This window comes from Streptomyces cadmiisoli, from assembly GCF_003261055.1.
Lineage (GTDB): Bacteria > Actinomycetota > Actinomycetes > Streptomycetales > Streptomycetaceae > Streptomyces > Streptomyces cadmiisoli.
In genome coordinates this window covers 4,540,693-4,559,777 of record NZ_CP030073.1, presented here as the reverse complement: position 1 = coordinate 4,559,777, position 19,085 = coordinate 4,540,693, and the positions used below count along the sequence as shown (strand labels likewise).

At 72.4% G+C, this 19,085-nt stretch carries 18 protein-coding genes; 10 read left to right on the top strand and 8 right to left on the bottom strand.

Annotation, left to right across the window (positions count from 1 at the left end; translation table 11 throughout):
• Positions 1-31: 31 nt before the first annotated feature.
• The 5 genes from DN051_RS19595 to paaA are packed head-to-tail and all read right to left on the bottom strand — an operon-like array spanning position 32 to position 3,645.
• Complete coding sequence (locus tag DN051_RS19595) at positions 32-1,093, bottom strand: 2Fe-2S iron-sulfur cluster-binding protein (RefSeq protein ID WP_053760648.1); 1,062 nt, start codon at positions 1,091-1,093, stop codon at positions 32-34.
• Positions 1,093-1,620, bottom strand: coding sequence for a 1,2-phenylacetyl-CoA epoxidase subunit PaaD (gene paaD / locus DN051_RS19590; protein WP_112439185.1), 528 nt, complete (start codon positions 1,618-1,620; stop codon positions 1,093-1,095). The genes DN051_RS19595 and paaD overlap by 1 nt, the downstream gene beginning before the upstream one ends.
• Positions 1,614-2,333 carry a 1,2-phenylacetyl-CoA epoxidase subunit PaaC gene (paaC, locus tag DN051_RS19585; RefSeq protein ID WP_112439184.1) on the bottom strand — a complete coding sequence of 240 codons (720 nt, stop codon included), beginning with the start codon at positions 2,331-2,333 and terminating at the stop codon, positions 1,614-1,616. The genes paaD and paaC overlap by 7 nt, the downstream gene beginning before the upstream one ends.
• A complete protein-coding gene (paaB, locus tag DN051_RS19580; protein ID WP_037735018.1) occupies positions 2,330-2,617 on the bottom strand; it encodes a 1,2-phenylacetyl-CoA epoxidase subunit PaaB in 288 nt (95 codons plus the stop codon). Before paaB ends, paaC begins: the two co-directional genes overlap by 4 nt.
• Positions 2,614-3,645: a 1,2-phenylacetyl-CoA epoxidase subunit PaaA gene (gene paaA / locus DN051_RS19575; protein WP_112439183.1), complete on the bottom strand. Its 1,032-nt coding sequence runs from the start codon at positions 3,643-3,645 to the stop codon at positions 2,614-2,616. Before paaA ends, paaB begins: the two co-directional genes overlap by 4 nt.
• 224 nt (positions 3,646-3,869) lie before the next feature.
• On the opposite strand from paaA, the gene DN051_RS47800 reads away from it, so the two are divergent.
• Genes DN051_RS47800 through DN051_RS19560 form a run of 3 tightly spaced genes read left to right on the top strand, consistent with a single transcriptional unit; the run spans position 3,870 to position 7,095 of the window.
• Positions 3,870-5,087: a DUF5819 family protein gene (locus DN051_RS47800; RefSeq protein WP_425471785.1), complete on the top strand. Its 1,218-nt coding sequence runs from the start codon at positions 3,870-3,872 to the stop codon at positions 5,085-5,087.
• Positions 5,084-6,310: an HTTM domain-containing protein gene (locus DN051_RS19565; RefSeq protein ID WP_053760652.1), complete on the top strand. Its 1,227-nt coding sequence runs from the start codon at positions 5,084-5,086 to the stop codon at positions 6,308-6,310. Before DN051_RS47800 ends, DN051_RS19565 begins: the two co-directional genes overlap by 4 nt.
• A complete protein-coding gene (locus DN051_RS19560) occupies positions 6,307-7,095 on the top strand; it encodes a TrmH family RNA methyltransferase (RefSeq protein ID WP_112439182.1) in 789 nt (262 codons plus the stop codon). The genes DN051_RS19565 and DN051_RS19560 overlap by 4 nt, the downstream gene beginning before the upstream one ends.
• Positions 7,096-7,121: 26 nt before the next feature.
• Here DN051_RS19560 and paaN read toward each other — a convergent pair whose 3' ends face one another.
• Positions 7,122-8,813, bottom strand: coding sequence for a phenylacetic acid degradation protein PaaN (gene paaN / locus DN051_RS19555; protein WP_053760654.1), 1,692 nt, complete (start codon positions 8,811-8,813; stop codon positions 7,122-7,124).
• A gap of 160 nt (positions 8,814-8,973) precedes the next feature.
• Here paaN and DN051_RS19550 point away from each other — a divergent pair, with 160 nt between their 5' ends.
• Positions 8,974-10,491 (top strand): 3-hydroxyacyl-CoA dehydrogenase, encoded by a 1,518-nt coding sequence (locus DN051_RS19550; protein WP_112439181.1) that lies wholly within the window; start codon positions 8,974-8,976, stop codon positions 10,489-10,491.
• The gene (locus DN051_RS19545; RefSeq protein WP_112439180.1) at positions 10,488-11,078 is read left to right on the top strand and encodes a TetR/AcrR family transcriptional regulator; all 591 of its coding nucleotides are present in this window, start codon (positions 10,488-10,490) and stop codon (positions 11,076-11,078) included. The genes DN051_RS19550 and DN051_RS19545 overlap by 4 nt, the downstream gene beginning before the upstream one ends.
• Before the next feature lie 10 nt (positions 11,079-11,088).
• Here the strand turns inward: DN051_RS19545 and DN051_RS19540 are convergent, their stop codons facing one another.
• Positions 11,089-11,589, bottom strand: a complete 501-nt coding sequence (locus DN051_RS19540) for an Lrp/AsnC family transcriptional regulator (RefSeq protein ID WP_199314956.1) — start codon at positions 11,587-11,589, stop codon at positions 11,089-11,091.
• A 175-nt stretch (positions 11,590-11,764) separates the two neighbouring features.
• Here DN051_RS19540 and pdhA point away from each other — a divergent pair, with 175 nt between their 5' ends.
• Genes pdhA through DN051_RS19515 form a run of 5 tightly spaced genes read left to right on the top strand, consistent with a single transcriptional unit; the run spans position 11,765 to position 17,770 of the window.
• Entirely contained in the window at positions 11,765-12,901 is a 1,137-nt protein-coding gene (gene pdhA / locus DN051_RS19535; RefSeq protein ID WP_053760658.1) for a pyruvate dehydrogenase (acetyl-transferring) E1 component subunit alpha, read from the top strand.
• On the top strand, positions 12,898-13,902 hold the full coding sequence (locus tag DN051_RS19530; protein WP_053760659.1) for an alpha-ketoacid dehydrogenase subunit beta: 1,005 nt from the start codon (positions 12,898-12,900) through the stop codon (positions 13,900-13,902). The genes pdhA and DN051_RS19530 overlap by 4 nt, the downstream gene beginning before the upstream one ends.
• Positions 13,902-15,377: a dihydrolipoamide acetyltransferase family protein gene (locus DN051_RS19525; RefSeq protein ID WP_112439179.1), complete on the top strand. Its 1,476-nt coding sequence runs from the start codon at positions 13,902-13,904 to the stop codon at positions 15,375-15,377. The genes DN051_RS19530 and DN051_RS19525 overlap by 1 nt, the downstream gene beginning before the upstream one ends.
• Positions 15,378-15,431: 54 nt before the next feature.
• On the top strand, positions 15,432-16,352 hold the full coding sequence (locus tag DN051_RS19520; protein ID WP_112439178.1) for an NTP transferase domain-containing protein: 921 nt from the start codon (positions 15,432-15,434) through the stop codon (positions 16,350-16,352).
• A complete protein-coding gene (locus DN051_RS19515; RefSeq protein WP_112439177.1) occupies positions 16,349-17,770 on the top strand; it encodes a molybdopterin molybdotransferase MoeA in 1,422 nt (473 codons plus the stop codon). Before DN051_RS19520 ends, DN051_RS19515 begins: the two co-directional genes overlap by 4 nt.
• A 190-nt stretch (positions 17,771-17,960) precedes the next feature.
• Here the strand turns inward: DN051_RS19515 and DN051_RS19510 are convergent, their stop codons facing one another.
• Positions 17,961-19,067: a potassium channel family protein gene (locus DN051_RS19510; RefSeq protein ID WP_199314955.1), complete on the bottom strand. Its 1,107-nt coding sequence runs from the start codon at positions 19,065-19,067 to the stop codon at positions 17,961-17,963.
• Positions 19,068-19,085: the final 18 nt, after the last annotated feature.

Sequence of the window (19,085 nt, the reverse complement as noted above, 5' to 3'; positions counted from 1 at the left end):
GGAGGCGGCGGCGGGCGTCCCGTGCTCGTCCTCAGCGGTCGAAGTCCAGCTCCACCCGCTCGGTCACCGGATGGGACTGGCACGCCAGTACGTACCCGGCGTCCGTCTCCTCCGTCTCCAGCGCGAAGTTGCGGTCCATGCGCACCTCGCCGGAGACCAGGAAGGCTCGGCAGGTGCCGCACACTCCGCCCTTGCAGGCGTAGGGCGCGTCGGGCCGGTTGCGCAGCACCGTCTCCAGCAGCGACTCGCCGTCCTGCACCGGCCAGGTACCGCCCCGGCCGTCCAGCCGCGCGGTCACCGTGCTGTGCGCCGGAGCCGAGGCCGCGGGCGCCACAAGGGCTCCGGCGTCCACATGGAAGATCTCCTCGTGGATACGCGCACGGGGTACATCCAGCGCGCGCAGCGCCCGCTCGGCCTCCTGCACCAGCCCGAACGGGCCGCACAGGAACCAGCCCGCCACATCCGCCACCGGCAGCAGCGCAGGCAGCAGCTCGGTCAGCCGCTCCTGGTCCAGCCGGCCGGTCGGCAGTCCGGCCTGCTGCTCCTCCCGGGAGAGCACCGTCACCAGCTGGAACCGCTCCGGGTAGCGGTCCTTGAGGTCGGCGACCTCCTCCAGGAACATCGTCGAGGCGGCCGTCCGGTCGCTGCGCACCAGGCAGAACCGGGCCTTCGGCGCGCGGTCGAGCAGCGTCGAGACGATCGAGAGCACCGGGGTGATGCCGCTGCCGCCGACGACGGCGGCGTACAGACCGGGCGCCGGGTCGAGGGTGAAGCGGCCCGCCGGTGTCATCACCTCCAGCTCGTCACCGACGTTGATCTCCTTCATCGCGTACGTCGAGAAGGCCCCGCCCTCGACCAGCCGCACCCCCACCCGCAGGGTGCGCGGACCCGTGCCGTCGGCCGGCGCGGGGGAGCAGATGGAGTACGTGCGCCGGATCTCGGCGCCGTCGGCCATGCGCCGCAGGGCGAGGTGCTGACCGGGGGCGTGCCGGTACTGCTCGCGCAGTTCTTCGGGGACCGCGAGTGTGACGGCCACGGAGTCGTCGGTGAGCCGGTCGACCGCGGTCACCGGGAGCGTGTGGAAGCGGGCCATCACAACTCCTTGAAGTGGTCGAACGGTTCGCGGCAGGACAGACAGCGGCGCAGCGCCTTGCACGCGGTGGAGGAGAAACGGCTGAGCAGCTCGGTGTCGGCGGACCCGCAGTGCGGGCAGCGGACGGGGTCCGTCTCGTCGATGAGCGTGCGGGTCGGGCCCAGCTCCAGTGCCACGGGTCCGGAGTCGTGGCGCACCCGTGGGGGTGCGATGCCGAACTCGCTTAGTTTGTCGCGTCCTTCGGGGGTGATGTCGTCGGTGGACCAGGCGGGGGCGAGCACCGTGCGGACGGTGACCTCCCTGACGCCGTGGTCGTGCAGCGCCCGTTCTATGTCCGTCGACATCGCCTCGATGGCGGGGCAGCCGGTGTACGTCGGGGTCAGGTCGACCTCGACCGCGTCGCCGCGCACCCGCACCGCGCGCAGCACACCCAGCTCGCTCAGGGTGAGCACGGGCAGCTCGGGGTCGGGCACCGCGCCCGCGACCCGGAGCAGCTCCGCCTCCAGCGTGGTGGTGCCGGTCACCATGACGCCCCCGGGTGGCTGCGGTGCAGGTGCTGCATCTCGGCGACCATGCGCCCGAAGGACTCGGTGTGCAGTCCCTGGCGGCCCGCGCCCGCGGTCCATGCGCCCGACTGCGGTCCGGTGGGCAGCGTCAGGGTCGCGCGGCCCAGGACCTCTGTGACCGACTTCAGCCAGGCGGTCTCCAGTCGCTCCCCGTCGATGTCCAGGCCCTCCACCGGCTGGAACATCTCGCCGGTGAACCGCCACAGCGCTTCGCAGGCCCGCTGCATCCGCCCGTGGCTCTCCTTCGTGCCGTCACCGAGCCGCACGGTCCACTGCTCGGCGTGGTCGCGGTGGTAGGCGACCTCCTTGACGGCCTTCGCCGCGAGCGGGGCGAAGGGGCCGTCGCCGGCGGCCAGCCCGGCGTACATCAGGTGCTGGTAGGTGGAGAAGAACAGCTGGCGGGCGATGGTGTGGGCGAAGTCGCCGTTCGGCTGTTCCACCAGCTGGAGGTTGCGGAAGGCGCGCTCCTCGCGCAGATAGGCCAGTTCGTCCTCGTCGCCGACGAGCGACAGCAGGACACGGGCCTGGCCGAGCAGGTCCAGCGCGATGTTGGCGAGGGCGACCTCCTCCTCCAGCACGGGGGCGTGGCCGGCCCATTCGCCGAGACGGTGGGAGAGCACCAGGGCGTCGTCGCCGAGGGAGAGTGCGGCGGAGGCCGGAACGGTGGTGGTCACAGGTGCTTCACTCCCTCCGGGATCTCGTAGAACGTCGGGTGGCGGTAGGGCTTGTCCGCGGACGGTTCGAAGAAGGGGTCCTTCTCGTCGGGCGAGGAGGCCGTGACGGCAGTCGACGGGACGACCCAGATCGAGACGCCCTCGCCGCGCCGGGTGTACAGATCGCGCGCGTTGCGCAGGGCGAGCTCCGCGTCCGGGGCGTGCAGGCTGCCCGCGTGGGTGTGGGAGAGACCGCGGCGCGAGCGCACGAAGACCTCCCACAGCGGCCAGTCGGTGTTCGTCATGCTTGCGTGGCTCCCGTCGTCTCCGTCGTGCGTGCGGTCCGGGCCGCGCGCTTGGCCGCGTGGGCGGCGGCCGCCTCCCGCACCCAGGCGCCTTCCTCGTGCGCCCGCCTGCGCTGGGTCAGGCGCTGCTCGTTGCACGGGCCGTTGCCCTTGAGGACGTCCCAGAACTCCGTCCAGTCGATGGCGCCGAAGTCGTGGTGTCCGCGCTCCTCGTTCCACGTCAGGTCCGGGTCCGGGAGGGTGAGGCCCAGGGACTCCGCCTGCGGGACGCAGATGTCGACGAAGCGCTGGCGCAGCTCGTCGTTCGAGTGACGCTTGATCTTCCAGGCCATCGACTGCGCCGAGTGCTGGGACTCGTCGTCGGGCGGGCCGAACATCATCAGGGACGGCCACCACCAGCGGTCGACCGCGTCCTGCGCCATCGCGTGCTGCTCGGGGGTGCCGCGGCTGAGGGCGAGCAGCAGCTCGTACCCCTGGCGCTGGTGGAAGGACTCCTCCTTGCAGACGCGCACCATAGCGCGCGCGTACGGGCCGTAGGAGCAGCGGCACAGCGGCACCTGGTTGGTGATCGCGGCGCCGTCCACCAGCCAGCCGATCGCGCCGACGTCCGCCCAGGTCAGCGTGGGGTAATTGAAGATCGAGGAGTACTTCTGGCGGCCCGAGTGCAGCTTGTCCAGCAGCTCCTCGCGGCTCGCGCCGAGCGTCTCGGCCGCGCTGTACAGATACAGCCCGTGGCCCGCCTCGTCCTGGACCTTGGCCATCAGGATGGCCTTGCGGCGCAGCGAGGGCGCGCGCGTGATCCAGTTCGCCTCCGGCTGCATACCGATGATCTCGGAGTGGGCGTGCTGCGCGATCTGCCGGATGAGTGTGGAGCGGTAGGCGTCCGGCATCCAGTCGCGTGGCTCGATGCGCTCGTCGGCCGCCACCGCGGCGTCGAACGCGCGCTCGAATCCATCCGCACCGGCGGAGGCGTCGTCGCTGTGGAACGCCGCTGTGCTGTCCGTCTGGTGCGCGGCTGCTGTCGCCATGAGGCCCCCTCGACCCTGGGCTCCGCCCGGAAGCGTTCTCCCGACCGATCGTTCGGTTCGTGCGATTCCATGGTCGGTCGAGGGCCGTAAGGTGTCAACCGCTGTGGATAACCTGCGGGCCGGTCGATCGAAGAGGGCTGTGCCGGGTGGGGCGGCCTGAGTAGCGTTCGCGTGCGAAGGGCCGCCGGGCGGCAGGGACGGACCGGGATCGGAAACGGGGCGTGATGGACGCGCACGGCGCGAAGGACGCGTACGACGGAGGTGCGAGCCTTCCGCATGCGCCGGACCAGCGGGACCTCAAGGATCAGCCGGACCCCCAGGACCAGCGGGACCTCAAGGATCAGCCGGAGCCGCAGGGCCAACGGGACCCCCAGGACCCCCAGGACCCCCAGGACCCTCAGGATCACCCGGAGCCCCAGGACCAGCAGGGCCTTCCGCAAGGGCCGGACCAGCACGACCCTCAGGCCCAGCCGGACCCCCAACACCCTCAGGACCAGCACGACCCCCAGGATCAGCCGGAGCCGCAGGACCTGCCGGACCCCCGGAACGCGTGGGTCCGGCAGGAACAGAAGAAACAGAACGACCAGCCGGGCCGTCGGGAGCAGGGGAACGGGCGTGGCGGGCTGGACCAGCGGGACGGGCAGAGCGGCCTGCACCAGCAGGACGGGCGGGACCTACCCCTCGCGTCGCTCGCCCCGGTGCTCCCGCTCGCGCCCCCCGTACCACCGATACCGCCGTCCCCTCCTCCGACCGGGCACCCCACCGAGCACCCCCTCGGGCCCCCCGCCGAGCCCCGTACCGGTGTCGCCGCTCTCTCCCTGCGCTATCGGATCGGCGTCGCTCTCGCTCTCGCGGTCGTCGCCGTCGCCGTGTCTGTCCACACCGGCATGGTCTTCCTGCACATCGCGCCGTCGAACACGGTCTCCAAGAAGCACAACGAGGCGATCGAGAACTGGGTCTATCCGGAGTTCGAACAGAACTGGAAGCTGTTCGCCCCGAACCCCCTCCAGCAGAACGTCGCCGTGCAGGTCCGCGCCGAGATCAGCACGGCGGGCGGCGAGATACGCACCAGTCGCTGGTACGACCTGTCCGCGCAGGACGGCCGGGCGATCGACGGCAATCTGCTGCCCAGCCACACCCAGCAGAACCAGCTGCGCCGCGCCTGGGACTTCTACGCCGCCACCCACGACAGCGCCAACCGGCCCTCGGGGCTGCGCGGAGCGCTGAGCGAGAAGTATCTGCGCCGCCTGGTGGAGCAGCGCCTGGACCGGGTGGACGTGGCCGGTCCGGGTGACGTCGTCGACCGGGTCCAGGTCCGCTCGCGGACCAGCAACGTCCGCCCGCCCGAATGGAGCGACGAGCAGATCCCGCTCAAACCGAGCTACCGCGCCCTGCCCTGGTGGTCGGTGACGCGGGACGAGGCCGGGGAGGGTGCGCCGTGAGCCGTTTCGCCCTGGCCCTCTCCCGTGGCATAGCGCGTATCACCGAGTCCGCGCTCGGGCCGTACCAGACCGCGGTGATCCGGATCGGCTTCGCCGGGACCTGGCTGCTGTTCCTGCTGCGTGAGTTCCCCCACCGGCAGGAGCTGTACGGGCCCGACGGGCCGTGGAGCTGGAGTCTGGCCGAGCAGCTGATCGGGGCCAACGGCGCGTTCACCGCGCTGATGTGGTCCGACGGGCAGTTCTGGTTCGAGTCCGTCTATGTGCTGGCCGCCGTGTCGAGTCTGCTGTTGTTGGTGGGCTGGCGCAGCCGCACGATGTCCGTGCTGTTCATGGTCGGCGTGCTCTCGCTCCAGAACCGCAGCGTCTTCGTGGGCGACGGCGGCGACAACGTACTGCACCTGATGAGCATCTACCTGGTGTTCACCCGCTGCGGCCAGGTGTGGTCGCTGGACGCGCGGCGTGCCCGGCGGGCCCGGGAGGCACGCGCGCGTGGGGAGCGGGTCGCCGACCGGACCGGTCCGGTGCTCTGGGCCGTGCTGGGTCTGATGCTGCTGGCGGTCACGGTGCTCGGCCGGCTCGACGGCGACTGGTTCGTGCCGGCGCTGCTGTGGAGCGCGTGGGTGGTGCAGGCCCTGTGGTGGATCGTCGGGCGCCGGGCCGGGAGCGCCGAGCCGCGGATCATGCTCGATGTGATCGCCAACATCCTGCACAACGGCGCACTGCTGGTGATCATGGCCGAGGCCTGTCTGATCTATGCGACGGCCGGTTGGTACAAGGTCCAGGGTTCGCGCTGGCAGGACGGCACCGCGGTCTACTACCCGCTGCATCTCGACTACTTCTCGCCGTGGCCGGGGCTCGCCGAACTGCTGACGGCCAGCGGCACCATGGTGATGCTCATGACCTACGGCACGGTCCTGATGCAGGTCGCCTTCCCGTTCACCCTGTTCAACCGGCGGGTCAAGAACGTCCTGCTGGCCGCCATGATCACCGAGCACGCGGTGATCGCCGTGGTGCTCGGGCTGCCGTTCTTCTCGCTGGCGATGATCGCGGCGGACTCGGTCTTCCTGCCGACGTCGTTCCTGCGCGGACTGGGTGACCGGGTCGTACGCGTGCGCAGACGGCTGTTCCCGCGCGACCGCGTCAAGGTGCCGGCCCAGACGCAGCGTGAGGTGCCCGAGCGGCTCGGGGAGCCGGAGCAGTCCCACGTAGGCTTCAGGGCATGACCGAGTCCGCGAGCCCCGCACACCGGCCCGGGGCGGATCCCGTGAGCGTCTGGCGCGGGCTCGCCGAGGGCAGTGTGCTGCTCGACGGCTTCCACGCGCTCAAGCACGCCGTGCGCTTCGGGGCCTCGGTGCCCGTCGCGGTCACCGTCGACCGGGCCGCCGCGCTGGCCTTGGCCGACGAGTTGGCTCCGGACGTACGGGAGACGCTGGACGCGCTGCTCACCGAGGTCTCCGACAAGGTGTACGCGTCCCTCGTCCCGCGGCCGCATCCCACCGCCGTGGCGGCCCTGGCCGTACGGCCCTCGCGCGAGGCCGGTCTGCGGGCGCTGGCCCGGACTTCCCGGGACGCACCCGTCGTCGTGCTGGACCAGCCGCGCAACCTGGGCAACGCCGGCGCTGTGATCCGCCTGGCCGCCGGTTTCGGGGCGGCCGGCGTGGTCACCACCGGCACGCTCGACCCCTGGCATCCCACCGTCGTGCGCGGCGGGGCCGGGCTGCACTTCGCTACCGCGGTGGAGCGGCTGACCGTCGGCGAACTGCCGCCGGGCCCGGTGTTCGCCCTCGATCCGGAGGGCGAGGACATCCGGGGGCTGAAGCTCCCGGACGACGCGCTGCTGGCCTTCGGGTCGGAGCGCAGCGGGCTGTCCGCCGAACTGCGCGCACGGGCCGACCATCTGGTGGCGCTGCCGATGCGCCCCCAGGTCTCCAGCTACAACCTCGCGACCAGTGTCGCGATGACGCTGTACCACTGGAGCGCGACCGGGGGCGCGCCGGCCACGGCCTGAGCCGCGCCGGCGCCCTCGGACCGGTCCTAGGCCTCGCGGCGCACTTCCACCACCCGGAAGCGGGTCGCCACGAACGCGCCGTCGGTCAGGGTCGCGTTGGCCGCCGGGTTGCCGCCCGAGCCGTGGAAGTCGGAGAACGCGGCCGTCTGGTTGACGTACACCCCGCCGGTGAGGTTCAGCGACAGCTGGGCGGACTCCTCCAGGCAGACCTCCTCGATCGCGCTCTCGACCTCCTCGTCGGTGGTGTACGCGCCGACGGACATCGCGCCCTTGTCCCGCACCGTGCGGCGCAGCAGCTCCACGGCGTCGGAGGCCGAGTCGACGGCGACGGCGAAGGAGACCGGCCCGAAGCACTCGTTCATGTAGGCGGCCTCGTCGTCCGGCTTGGCGCCGTCGAGCTTCACGATGAGGGGGGTGCGGACCACCGCGCCGGGGAAGTCCGGGTTGGTGACCTCGCGTGAGGCCAGCGCGACCTCGCCGAGGCCGGCCGCCGCGTCCAGGCGGGCCTTGACGTCCGGGTTGACGATGGCGCCGAGCAGGGCGTTCGCGCGCGCGTCGTCGCCGAGGAGGGCGTCCACGGCGGCGGCCAGATCGGCGACCACCTCGTCGTAGGACTTGGGGCCCTGGTCGGTGCGGATGCCGTCGCGGGGGACGAGGAGGTTCTGCGGGGTGGTGCACATCTGGCCGCTGTACAGCGACAGGGAGAAGGCCAGGTTGGCGAGCATCCCCCGGTAGTCGTCGGTGGATTCGACGATGACCGTGTTGACGCCCGCCTTCTCCGTGAAGACCTGCGCCTGGCGGGCGTTGGCCTCCAGCCAGTCGCCGAACGCCGTCGAACCGGTGTAGTCGACGATGCGGATCTCGGGGCGGGTGGCGAGCGTCTTGGCGCTGCCCTCACCGGGCCGGTCGGCGGTCAGCGCGACCAGGTTCGGGTCGAAGCCGGCCTCGGCCAGCACCTGGCGCGCCACCTGCACGGTCAGCGCGAGCGGCAGCACCGCGCGCGGGTGGGGCTTGACCAGGACCGCGTTGCCGGTGGCCAGGGAGGCGAACAGGCCGGGGTAGCCGTTCCACGTGGGGAAGGTGTTGCAGCCGATGACCAGTGCGATGCCGCGCGGGACGGCCGTGAACCGCTTGGTCAGCGCGAGCGGTTCCCGCTTGCCCTGGGGCTTGGTCCACTCCGCGGTGTCGGGGGTGCGGACCTGCTCCACGTACGCGTACGCCACGGCCTCCATGCCGCGGTCCTGCGCGTGGGGGCCGCCCGCCTGGAAGGCCATCATGAAGGCCTGGCCGCTGGTGTGCATCACCGCGTGCGCGAACTCGTGGGTCCGGTCGCTGATCCGCTTGATGATCTCCAGACAGACCATCGCCCGGATCTCCGCGCCCGCGTCGCGCCACGCGCGCTGTCCCGCCTTCATGGCGGGCAGCAGGACGTCGACGTCCGCGTGCGGGTAGGTGACGCCCAGCTCGATGCCGTACGGCGAGAGCTCGTCGCCCGTCCAGTCGTCCGTGCCGGGCTGGCCGAGGTCGATGCGGGTGCCCAGCAGGGCGTCGAAGGCGGCCTTGCCCGCGGCCGCGTCCAGGCTGCCGTGTTCTCCGTAGGCCTTGGGATGTTCGGGGTGCGGGGACCAGTACGCGCGCGTGCGGATCGCTTCCAGCGCCTGGTCGAGGGTGGGCCGGTGCTGGGCGACCAGCTCGTGGGCGGTGAGTTCGGCGGCCATGCGGGACCAACTCCTCGTCTCAAGAACTCTTCGTCGAGCTCATGACCTGGGCTAAGACATGGGCAGAATCAGGCAGTCAGAGTTAGAGTAACCGAACGATCGGTCGGGACAAGGGGGTCCGCCGCATCTGTGGAAAACCCCGTGCGGGAGGATCGCGCACATGACAGCACTCGACCTCAGCGGTCCCGTGGCCGTGGTCGGCACCGGCACCATGGGCCAGGGCATAGCCCAGGTGGCGCTGATCGCGGGCCACCCCGTTCGGCTGTACGACGCCGTTCCGGGCCGGGCCCTGGAAGCCGCCGACGCGATAGCCGCCCGGCTCGACCGGCTCGTCGCGAAGGACCGGCTCACCGCCGCCGACCGGGATGCCGCGCGCGCCCGGCTGCTGCCCGCCGAGACCCTCGCCGAGCTCGCCGACTGCGCCCTGGTCGTCGAGGCCGTCCTGGAGCGGCTGGAGGCGAAGCAGGACCTGCTGCGCGAGCTGGAGGACGTGGTCGCCGAGGACTGCCTGCTCGCCACCAACACCTCGTCGCTGTCGGTGACCGCCATCGGCGGTGCCCTGCGCGCCCCGGGCCGCTTCGTCGGACTGCACTTCTTCAACCCCGCCCCGCTGATGCCGCTCGTCGAGGTCGTCTCGGGGTTCGCGACCGACGTGTCCTCGGCCACGCGCGCGTACGAGACGGCACGCGCGTGGGGCAAGACCCCGGTCGCCTGCGCCGACACCCCCGGCTTCATCGTCAACCGGATCGCCCGGCCCTTCTACGCCGAGGCGTTCGCGGTCCACGAGGCGCAGGGCGCCGACCCGGCCACCATCGACGCCGTGCTGCGCGAGTCGGGCGGCTTCAGGATGGGCGCCTTCGAGCTGACCGACCTCATCGGGCAGGACGTCAACGAGTCCGTCACGCACTCCGTGTGGCGGTCCTTCTTCCAGGACGTGCGCTTCACGCCCTCGCTCGCCCAGCGTCGCCTGGTCGAGTCCGGCCGGCTCGGCCGCAAGACCGGACAGGGCTGGTTCGACTACCGGGAGGGCGCCGAGCCGGACGAACCGCACACCGCGGATCCCGCGCGGCCGCCCGCGTACGTGGTCGCCGAGGGCGATCTGGGACCGGCGTCCGAACTGCTCGCACTGATCCGTGAGGCGGGCGTCCCGGTCCGCGAGGAGGACGAGGACCACGGCACGCGCCTGGTGCTGCCCGGCGGCGGCCAGCTGGTGCTCGCCGACGGCCAGACCTCGGTGGAGTTTCGCGACGTCGTCTACTTCGACCTCGCGCTCGACTACCGCAGGGCCACCCGCATCGCCCTGTCCGCCTCCCAGGACACCTCGCCGCAGACGCTCGCCGAGGCCACCGGCCTGTTCCAGGCGCTCGGCAAGCAGGTCAGCGTCATCGGTGACATGCCCGGCATGATCGTCGCCCGCACGGTGGCCCGGATCGTCGACCTGGCGTACGACGCCGTCGCCAAGGGGGTCGCCACCGAGGAGGACGTCGACACCGCGATGCGGCTGGGCGTCAACTACCCCCTCGGCCCCTTCGAGTGGAGCCGCCGCCTCGGCCGCAACTGGGCCTACGCTCTCCTGGACGACCTCCACCTGCGCGACCCCTCCGGGCGCTACGCGCCCTCCCTGGCGCTGTACCGCCACGCGTACGCCACCGACAAGCGGGAGGGCAGCACCTCATGACCACCGCCAAGCGCGACACGTACACGCCGGAGACGCTGCTGTCGGTCGCCGTCCAGGTCTTCAACGAGCGCGGCTACGACGGCACCTCCATGGAGCACCTGTCCAGGGCGGCGGGGATCTCCAAGTCCTCCATCTACCACCACGTCACGGGTAAGGAGGAGCTGCTGCGCCGGGCCGTGAGCCGGGCGCTGGACGGGCTTTTCGGGATCCTCGACGAGGAGCACGCGCGTGTGGGGCGGGCCGCCGAGCGGCTGGAGTACGTCGTGCGGCGCATGGTCGAGGTGCTCATCGCCGAACTGCCCTACGTGACGCTGCTGCTGCGCGTGCGCGGCAACACCGGCACCGAGCGCTGGGCCCTGGAGCGGCGCCGGGACTTCGACCACCGGGTGGCCGAGCTGCTGAAGGCGGCTGCCGCGGAGGGCGATGTGCGCGGCGACGTGGAGGTACGGCTCGCCACCCGGCTGGTCTTCGGGATGATCAACTCGATCGTGGAGTGGTACCGCCCGGACGGGCGGGGCATGAGCGAGGACGAAGTGGCCGACGCGGTGGCGCGGCTGATCTTCGGCGGGCTCCGGCAGGACGACTGAGGTCCTCGGGTCAGCCCTGCGGTTCCAGGTCCTCCTCCTCGAAGACCAGCAGGGTCCGGGTGCTGAGCACCTCCGGTATCGCCTGGAGCCGGGTGAGCACCAGCTCGCGCAGCGCCCGGTTGTCCGGGGTGTGCACCAGCAGCAGCACATCGAAATCGCCCCCGACGAGGGCGATGTGGGAGGCGCCGGGCAGCTGCCTGAGCTGCTCGCGCACCGTCCGCCAGGAGTTCTGGACAATCTTCAGTGTGATGTACGCCGACGTCCCGTGACCGGCGCGTTCGTGGTTCACCCGGGCGCCGAAGCCGCGGATCACACCGTCCTCGACCAGGCGGTTGATCCGCGCGTAGGCGTTCGCGCGCGAGACATGGACCCGTTCGGCCACGGACCGCACCGACGCGCGGCCGTCCGCCTGGAGTATCCGCAGGATGTCCTCGTCGATGGCGTCGAGCGGACGCGCCGGCGCCGTGACGGACCCGGCCTCCGGGCCTTCGGCCATTTGTTCAGATGCCATGTCCCCCCGCCTCCCTACCATGGACGTAATGCGTCCATCTCAGGCTGTGGAGAACCGTTTGTCCACAGCCCGAGGGGGCCTGTAGCCAAAATGTGCCGTCGACCGAACAATCGGTAGGTGAGGCGCATCACAACCGACGCGCCTCTCCAAGCCGCTCCCACGAGGAGGTGCCGTCATGACGGTCATGGAGCAGCGTGGCGCGTATCGGCCGTCGCCGCCGCCCGCCTGGCAGCCCCGTACCGACCCCGCGCCGCTGCTGCCTGACACGGCTCCGTACCGAGTCCTCGGCACCGAGGCCGCCGGCAAGGCCGACCCCGACCTGCTGCGCCGGCTGCACGCGCACCTGGTGCGCGGCCGGCGGTACAACGCGCAGGCCACCGCCCTGACCAAGCAGGGCCGTCTCGCCGTCTATCCGTCCAGCACCGGCCAGGAGGCCTGCGAGGTCGCCGCCGCGCTGGTCCTGGAGGACCGTGACTGGCTCTTCCCGAGCTACCGCGACACGCTCGCCGTGGTGGCCCGCGGCGTGGACCCCGTCGAGGCCCTGACGCTGCTGCGCGGCGACTGGCACACCGGCTACGACCCGTACGCCCACCGGGTGGCCCCGCTGTCCACCCCGCTCGCCACCCAGCTCCCGCACGCCGTCGGCCTCGCGCACGCCGCCCGCCTCAAGGGCGACGACGTCGTCGCGCTGGCCATGGTCGGCGACGGCGGCACCAGCGAGGGGGACTTCCACGAGGCGCTGAACTTCGCCGCCGTGTGGCAGTCCCCGGTCGTCTTCCTGGTGCAGAACAACGGCTTCGCGATCTCCGTGCCGCTCGACCAGCAGACCGCCGCCCCGTCCCTGGCCCACAAGGCCGTCGGATACGGGATGCCGGGCCGGCTGGTCGACGGCAACGACGCCGCCGCCGTGCACGAGGTCCTCGCCGACGCGGTGCGACGCGCGCGTGAGGGCGGCGGTCCCACCCTCGTGGAGGCCGTGACGTACCGCATGGAAGCCCACACGAACGCGGACGACGACAAGCGCTACCGGGCCGACTCCGAGGTCGAGACCTGGCGGGCGCACGACCCGATCGCGCTCCTGGAGCGGGAGTTGACCGAGCGCGGCCTCATCGACGAGGACGGCATCCGGCACGCGCGTGAGGAGGCCGAGGAACTCGCCGCGGATCTGCGCGCCCGGATGAACCAGGACGCGGTGCTGGACCCCATGGACCTGTTCGCCCATGTGTACGCCGAGCCGACCCCGCAACTGCGGGAACAACAGGCCATGCTGCAGGCCGAGCTGGCGGCCGAGCAGGACGGAGGGGACCGATGACCACGGTCGCCGTGAAGCCCGCCACCATGGCGCAGGCCCTCACGCGCGCGCTGCGCGACGCGATGGCCGCCGACCCCACCGTGCACGTCCTGGGCGAGGACGTCGGCCGGCTCGGCGGTGTCTTCCGTGTCACCGACGGCCTCGCCAAGGAGTTCGGCGAGGACCGGTGCACCGACACCCCGCTCGCCGAGGCGGGCATCCTCGGCACCGCCGTCGGCATGGCCATGTACGGCCTGAGGCCGGTGGTCGAGATGCAGTTCGACGCGTTCGCCTACCCGGCGTTCGAGCAGCTCATCAGCCATGTCTCCCGGATGCGCAACCGGACGCGCGGCGCGATGCCGCTGCCCATCACCATCCGCATCCCCTACGGCGGCGGCATCGGCGGCGTCGAGCACCACAGCGACTCGTCCGAGGCGTACTACATGGCGACTCCGGGGCTCCATGTCGTCACGCCCGCCACCGTCGCCGACGCCTACGGCCTGCTGCGCGCCGCCATCGCCTCCGACGACCCGGTCGTCCTGCTGGAGCCCAAGCGGCTGTACTGGTCGAAGGACACCTGGAACCCGGACGATCCGCAGAGCGTTGAACCGATCGGCCGCGCGGTGGTGCGGCGCTCCGGCCGGAGCGCCACGCTCATCACGTACGGGCCGTCGGTGCCCGTCTGCCTCGAAGCCGCCGAGGCGGCTCGGGCCGAGGGGTGGGACCTCGAAGTCGTCGACCTGCGCTCACTGGTGCCGTTCGACGACGAAACGGTCTGCGCCTCGGTACGGCGGACCGGGCGAGCGGTCGTCGTACACGAGTCGGGCGGGTTCGGCGGACCGGGCGGGGAGATCGCGTCCCGGGTCACGGAGCGCTGCTTCCACCACCTGGAGGCACCGGTGCTGCGCGTGGCCGGGTTCGACATCCCCTATCCGCCGCCGATGCTGGAGCGGCACCACCTGCCCGGCGTCGACCGGATCCTGGACGCGGTGGCGCGTCTGCAATGGGAGGCCGAGAGCTGATGGCACAGGTGCTGGAGTTCAAGCTCCCCGACCTCGGCGAGGGGCTCACCGAGGCGGAGATCGTGCGCTGGCTGGTGCAGGTCGGCGATGTCGTCGCCATTGACCAGCCGGTCGTCGAGGTCGAGACGGCCAAGGCGATGGTCGAGGTGCCCTGCCCGTACGGCGGCGTGGTCACCGCGCGCTTCGGCGAGGAGGGCGCGGAACTGCCCGTCGGCGCCCCGCTGCTGACGGTCGCGGTGGGCGCGTCGGCCGCCGACACCCCGGGTCCCGGCGAGGTTCCGGCCCGGGACGGGCGGCAGGACCCGCCCGCGTCCGTGAATGGCAACAGCCGCCCGGCCGCGGCCGACGCTCCGGGCGGTGCGGCCGAGGGCTCGGGCAACGTCCTGGTGGGCTACGGCACCGGCACCGCGCCCGCCCGGCGCAGAAGGGTGCGACCCGCGGCTCCGGCGACGCCCGCGTCGTCGGCCCCGCCGGCCCGCCCGTCACCGGTCCCGCCTGCTCCGGCTCCCACGGTCGCCGCCGTTCCCGGTCAGGACGCCTCCCGTGGTGAGGGTCCCGTTCCGGTGATCTCGCCCCTCGTGCGCCGGCTCGCCCGCGAGAACGGGCTCGACCTGCGGGAACTGCACGGCTCCGGACCCGACGGGCTGATCCTGCGCGCGGACGTGGAGTACGCGCTGCGGGCCGCCGCGGCACAGGGCCGCACGGCGCAGGCACAGGCCGTCGTTGCCGCCGCCCCCGCCGTGGCCGAACCCCAGCCCGCCGTTCCCGCCTCCGCCGTCGCCCCCGGCGGCACCCGCGTGCCTCTCAAGGGAGTCCGGGGCGCCGTCGCCGACAAGCTCTCCCGCAGCCGGCGGGAGATCCCGGACGCGACCTGCTGGGTGGACGCCGACGCGACGGAACTCATGCGGGCGCGCGCCGCGATGAACGCGTCCGGTGGACCCAAGATCTCCCTGCTCGCGCTGCTGGCCCGGATCTGCACCGCCGCGCTGGCCCGCTTCCCGGAGCTCAACTCCACGGTGGACACGGCGGCCCGGGAGGTCGTCCGGCTCGACCACGTCCACCTCGGTTTCGCGGCCCAGACCGAGCGGGGACTCGTGGTCCCCGTCGTCCGGGACGCGCACACGCGGGACGCCGAGGGACTGACCGCGGAGATGGCCCGGCTGACCGAGGCGGCCCGCACCGGGACGCTGACCCCGGCGCAGCTCACCGGCGGCACCTTCACGCTGAACAACTACGGCGTGTTCGGTGTCGACGGCTCCACGCCGATCATCAACCATCCCGAGGCGGCCATGCTCGGCGTCGGCCGTATCGTGCCCAAACCCTGGGTCCACGAGGGCGAACTGGCGGTACGGCAGGTCGTCCAGCTGTCGCTCACCTTCGACCACCGGGTCTGCGACGGCGGTACGGCAGGCGGTTTCCTCCGGTATGTCGCGGACTGCGTGGAACAGCCGGCGGTGCTGCTGCGCTCTCTGTGACTGGGCGGTTCCCGCTCGTTCCCCGGGCCGGAGGACGGCCCGCATACTCGGGGGATGAGCCAGAACCGGCACGGCAGCCGCTCACCCGGCGAGCACGACGGTGACTACGACGCCGTCGTCCTCGCCGGCGGTGCCGCGCGGCGGCTCGGCGGCGCGGACAAGCCCGGGGTACGCGTGGGCGGACGGGCACTGCTCGACCGGGTGCTCGCCGCCTGCGCCGACGCGCGGAACACGGTCGTCGTCGCCGACCCGAGGCCGACGGCACGGCCGGTCACCTGGGCGCGGGAGGACCCACCGGGCGGCGGACCGCTCGCGGCGCTCGGCGCCGGGCTGCCCCACACCACGGCGGACCGGGTGGTGCTCCTCTCGGCCGACCTGCCCTTCCTCGGCACGCCCACGGTCAAGGGGCTGCTGGCCGAGCTGGACGCGGGCACGGCCGACGGAGTGGTTCTCACCGACCCCGACGGCCGCGACCAGCCGCTCGTGGCCGCCTACCGGGCGCGGCCCCTGCACGGGACACTCGCGTCCCTGCGGACCGAGCACGGCGGACTCACCGGACTGCCCCTGCGGCGCCTGACCGCCGCACTGAACCTCACCCGCATCTCCGACCCCGTCGCGTCCTTCGACTGCGACACCTGGGACGACATCGCCACCGCCAGGGCACGCATCAGGGAGCATGGGCACGTGTTGGATGAATGGATCTCCGCAGTCAAGGACGAGCTCGGCATCGACCTCGATGTCGACACCGGTGTCCTGCTCGATCTCGCCCGCGACGCCGCCCACGGGGTGGCCCGGCCGGCGGCACCGCTGACCACCTTCCTCGTCGGCTACGCCGCGGCCCGGTCCGGCGGGGGCCCCGAAGCCGTCGCCGAGGCCGCCCGCAAGGCCGCCGCCCTCGCCCGGCGCTGGGCCGAGGAGGACGCCGTGGAGAACGCCGCGGACGGCAAGCCCGGTACCGGCCCGGACGCGGGATGACGGCCCACGATGTCCGCAGCGGGGATGTCGACGACCTGGGTGTCGACGAGGCGCTGGCGCTCGTGAAGGCCGACCGGGAGGACCGGGGCAACGGCACCGCCGGCCCTGCGTCCGCTCCGTCCTCGCAGGGCGACGCCGCTTCACAGGACGGCGCCGGCGCGCGGACGGAGGGCGGGCCTCACCACGGCGCGTCACCGCGAGCGGGGGACCGGCACCACAAGGCCACCCCCTGGCCCGACGCGCGTGAGACCGCCGCCCGTGCGGCCCGTGGACGGGTTCGCCGCGCACCCGTCTCCGTGTCCCTCGACGAGGCGCTGGGTCTCGTTCTGGCGGCGCCCCTCACCGCCCTGACCGATCTCCCCTCCTTCGACACCTCCGCCATGGACGGCTGGGCGGTCGCCGGGCCCGGACCCTGGGCGGTACGCGACGAGGGTGTTCTGGCCGGGCACGCCGAGGCCGCGCCGCTCGGCGACGGCGAGGCCGTGCGGATCGCCACCGGCGCCCGGATCCCGCCCGACACCACCGCGGTGCTGCGCAGCGAGCACGGCCGTACGGACGACAAGGCGAGGCTGCACGCGACCCGAGAGGTGGGGCACGGACAGGACATCCGGCCCCGGGGCCAGGAGTGCCGCAACGGCGACCATCTCCTGCCGCCCGGCACCCTCGTGACCCCCGCCGTGCTGGGTCTCGCCGCTGCTGCCGGGTACGACACCCTCACCGCCATCCCCCGTCCCCGTGCCGACGTCCTCGTGCTCGGCGACGAACTGCTCACCGAGGGCCGGCCGCACGACGGACTGATCCGGGACGCGCTCGGCCCGATGCTGCCGCCCTGGCTGCGGGCGCTCGGCGCCGAGGTCGGCGTGGTGCGGCGGCTCGGTGACGACGCCGACGCCCTGCACCGGGCCATCGCGGAGAGCGACGCCGACCTGGTCGTCACCACGGGCGGGACGGCCGCGGGCCCTGTCGACCACGTCCACCCCACGCTGAGCCGTCTGGGCGCCGAGCTGCTGGTGAACGGGGTCCAGGTGCGCCCCGGGCATCCGATGCTGCTGGCACGCACCAAGGAGCACCAGCACCTCGTCGGTCTGCCGGGCAACCCTCTCGCCGCCGTCTCCGGCCTGCTCACCCTGGCCGAGCCGTTGCTGCGTACGCTCGCCGCCCGGTCGGCGCAGGAGCCGTACACCTTGCCCTTGCAGGACACCGTGCAGGGGCATCCGTACGACACCCGGCTCGTCCCGCTCGTGCTGCGGGGCGACCGTGCCGTGCCGCTGCACTACAACGGTCCGGCCATGCTGCGGGGGATCGCCGCGGCCGATGCCCTCGCGGTTGTGCCGCCGGGCGGTGCGCGGCCGGGGCAGGAGGTCGAGATCCTCGATCTGCCGTGGGCGGCAGCGGGGATCGGGGTGTGTTTCACGTGAAACATCGGTCACGGTCCGTAGCGGCGGATCGGTCGGCCGTAGACCGGTAGACGGCAGCCCGGTAGACGGCAGCCCGGTAGACGGCAGACCGGTCGGCCGTAGACCGGTTTGCCGCCGTAGGTGTGGCCATAGGTGTGGCCACGCAGCCGAAGCCGCAGCGGTAGGTGCGCAGCCGGGGTCGGAGCCGGGTTCAGACCGCGACGGGGCGGCTCACCGTGATGACCCGGTCTCCCCGCCGGAGCTCCGAGCGCCAGCCCTCGGTGTAGTCCATGACCTTCTTGTCGCGCACCACCGCCACGACCAGGTCCGTGCACTCGCGGGGCGTCCGGCCCACCTCGTCCTCGGTCACCGGTCGTTCGATGATGTCCATCCCGCTGCCCAGGGTCATGAGGTCCTCCAGGGTCCGCGCCACGGTCGGGCTCGCCATGAACGTCCCGAGCAGCCGGCCGGCCGAGCTGGAGCTGGTCACGACGGTGTCCGCGCCGCTCTGCTTGAGCAGCGGCACGTTCTCGTCCTCCCGGACGGCGGCGACGATCGTGGCGTGGCGGTTGCGCTGGCGGGCGGTGAGCGTGATCAGGGTGGCGGTCTCGTCGCGCTGCGGCGCGATGATCACCCGCGTGGCGCGCTGCACCTCCGCCTTGAGCAGGGTCTCGGACCGGGTCGCGTCCCCGGTCACCGCCACCAGCCCGTCGTCGCTCGCCTGTTCGGCGACCTTGCGCTGCGCGTCCACGACCACGATGCGGTCCCGGGAGATGCCCTGCCCGATCAGGGTCTCCACGGCGTGCCGGCCCTTGGTGCCGTAGCCGATGACCACCACGTGGTCGCGCATCCGGGACCGCCACCGGTGGATACGGACCTGCTGGCGGGTGCGTTCGGTGAGCACCTCCAGGGTCGTACCGACCAGGATGATCAGGAACAGCACGCGCAGCGGCGTGATGACGAAGATGTTGGTGAGCCGGGCGGTCGCGCTGACCGGGGTGATGTCGCCGTAGCCGGTGGTGGAGAGGGTGACGGTGGCGTAGTACGCGGCGTCGAGCAGGTTGACCGAGCCGTCGGAGTTGTCGTTGTAGCCCGCGCGGTCGAGGTAGACGATCAAGACGGTGACCGCCAGTACGAGCAGCGCCAGGACCAGCCGTTTGATGACCTGCTGGAGCGGCGGAAGGGCGCTCTGCGTCGGCATCGTTATGGCACGGCCCGCCTCCGCGTCGGCGCGTGCCTCCTTGTGCGAGCGGCTCCACAGCGTCCTCAGGACGGAGGGCCTCACCCGTTGAGAAGTCGGCTTTTCGTCGGCCCTCATGGCGTGTGCCCCCTGCTG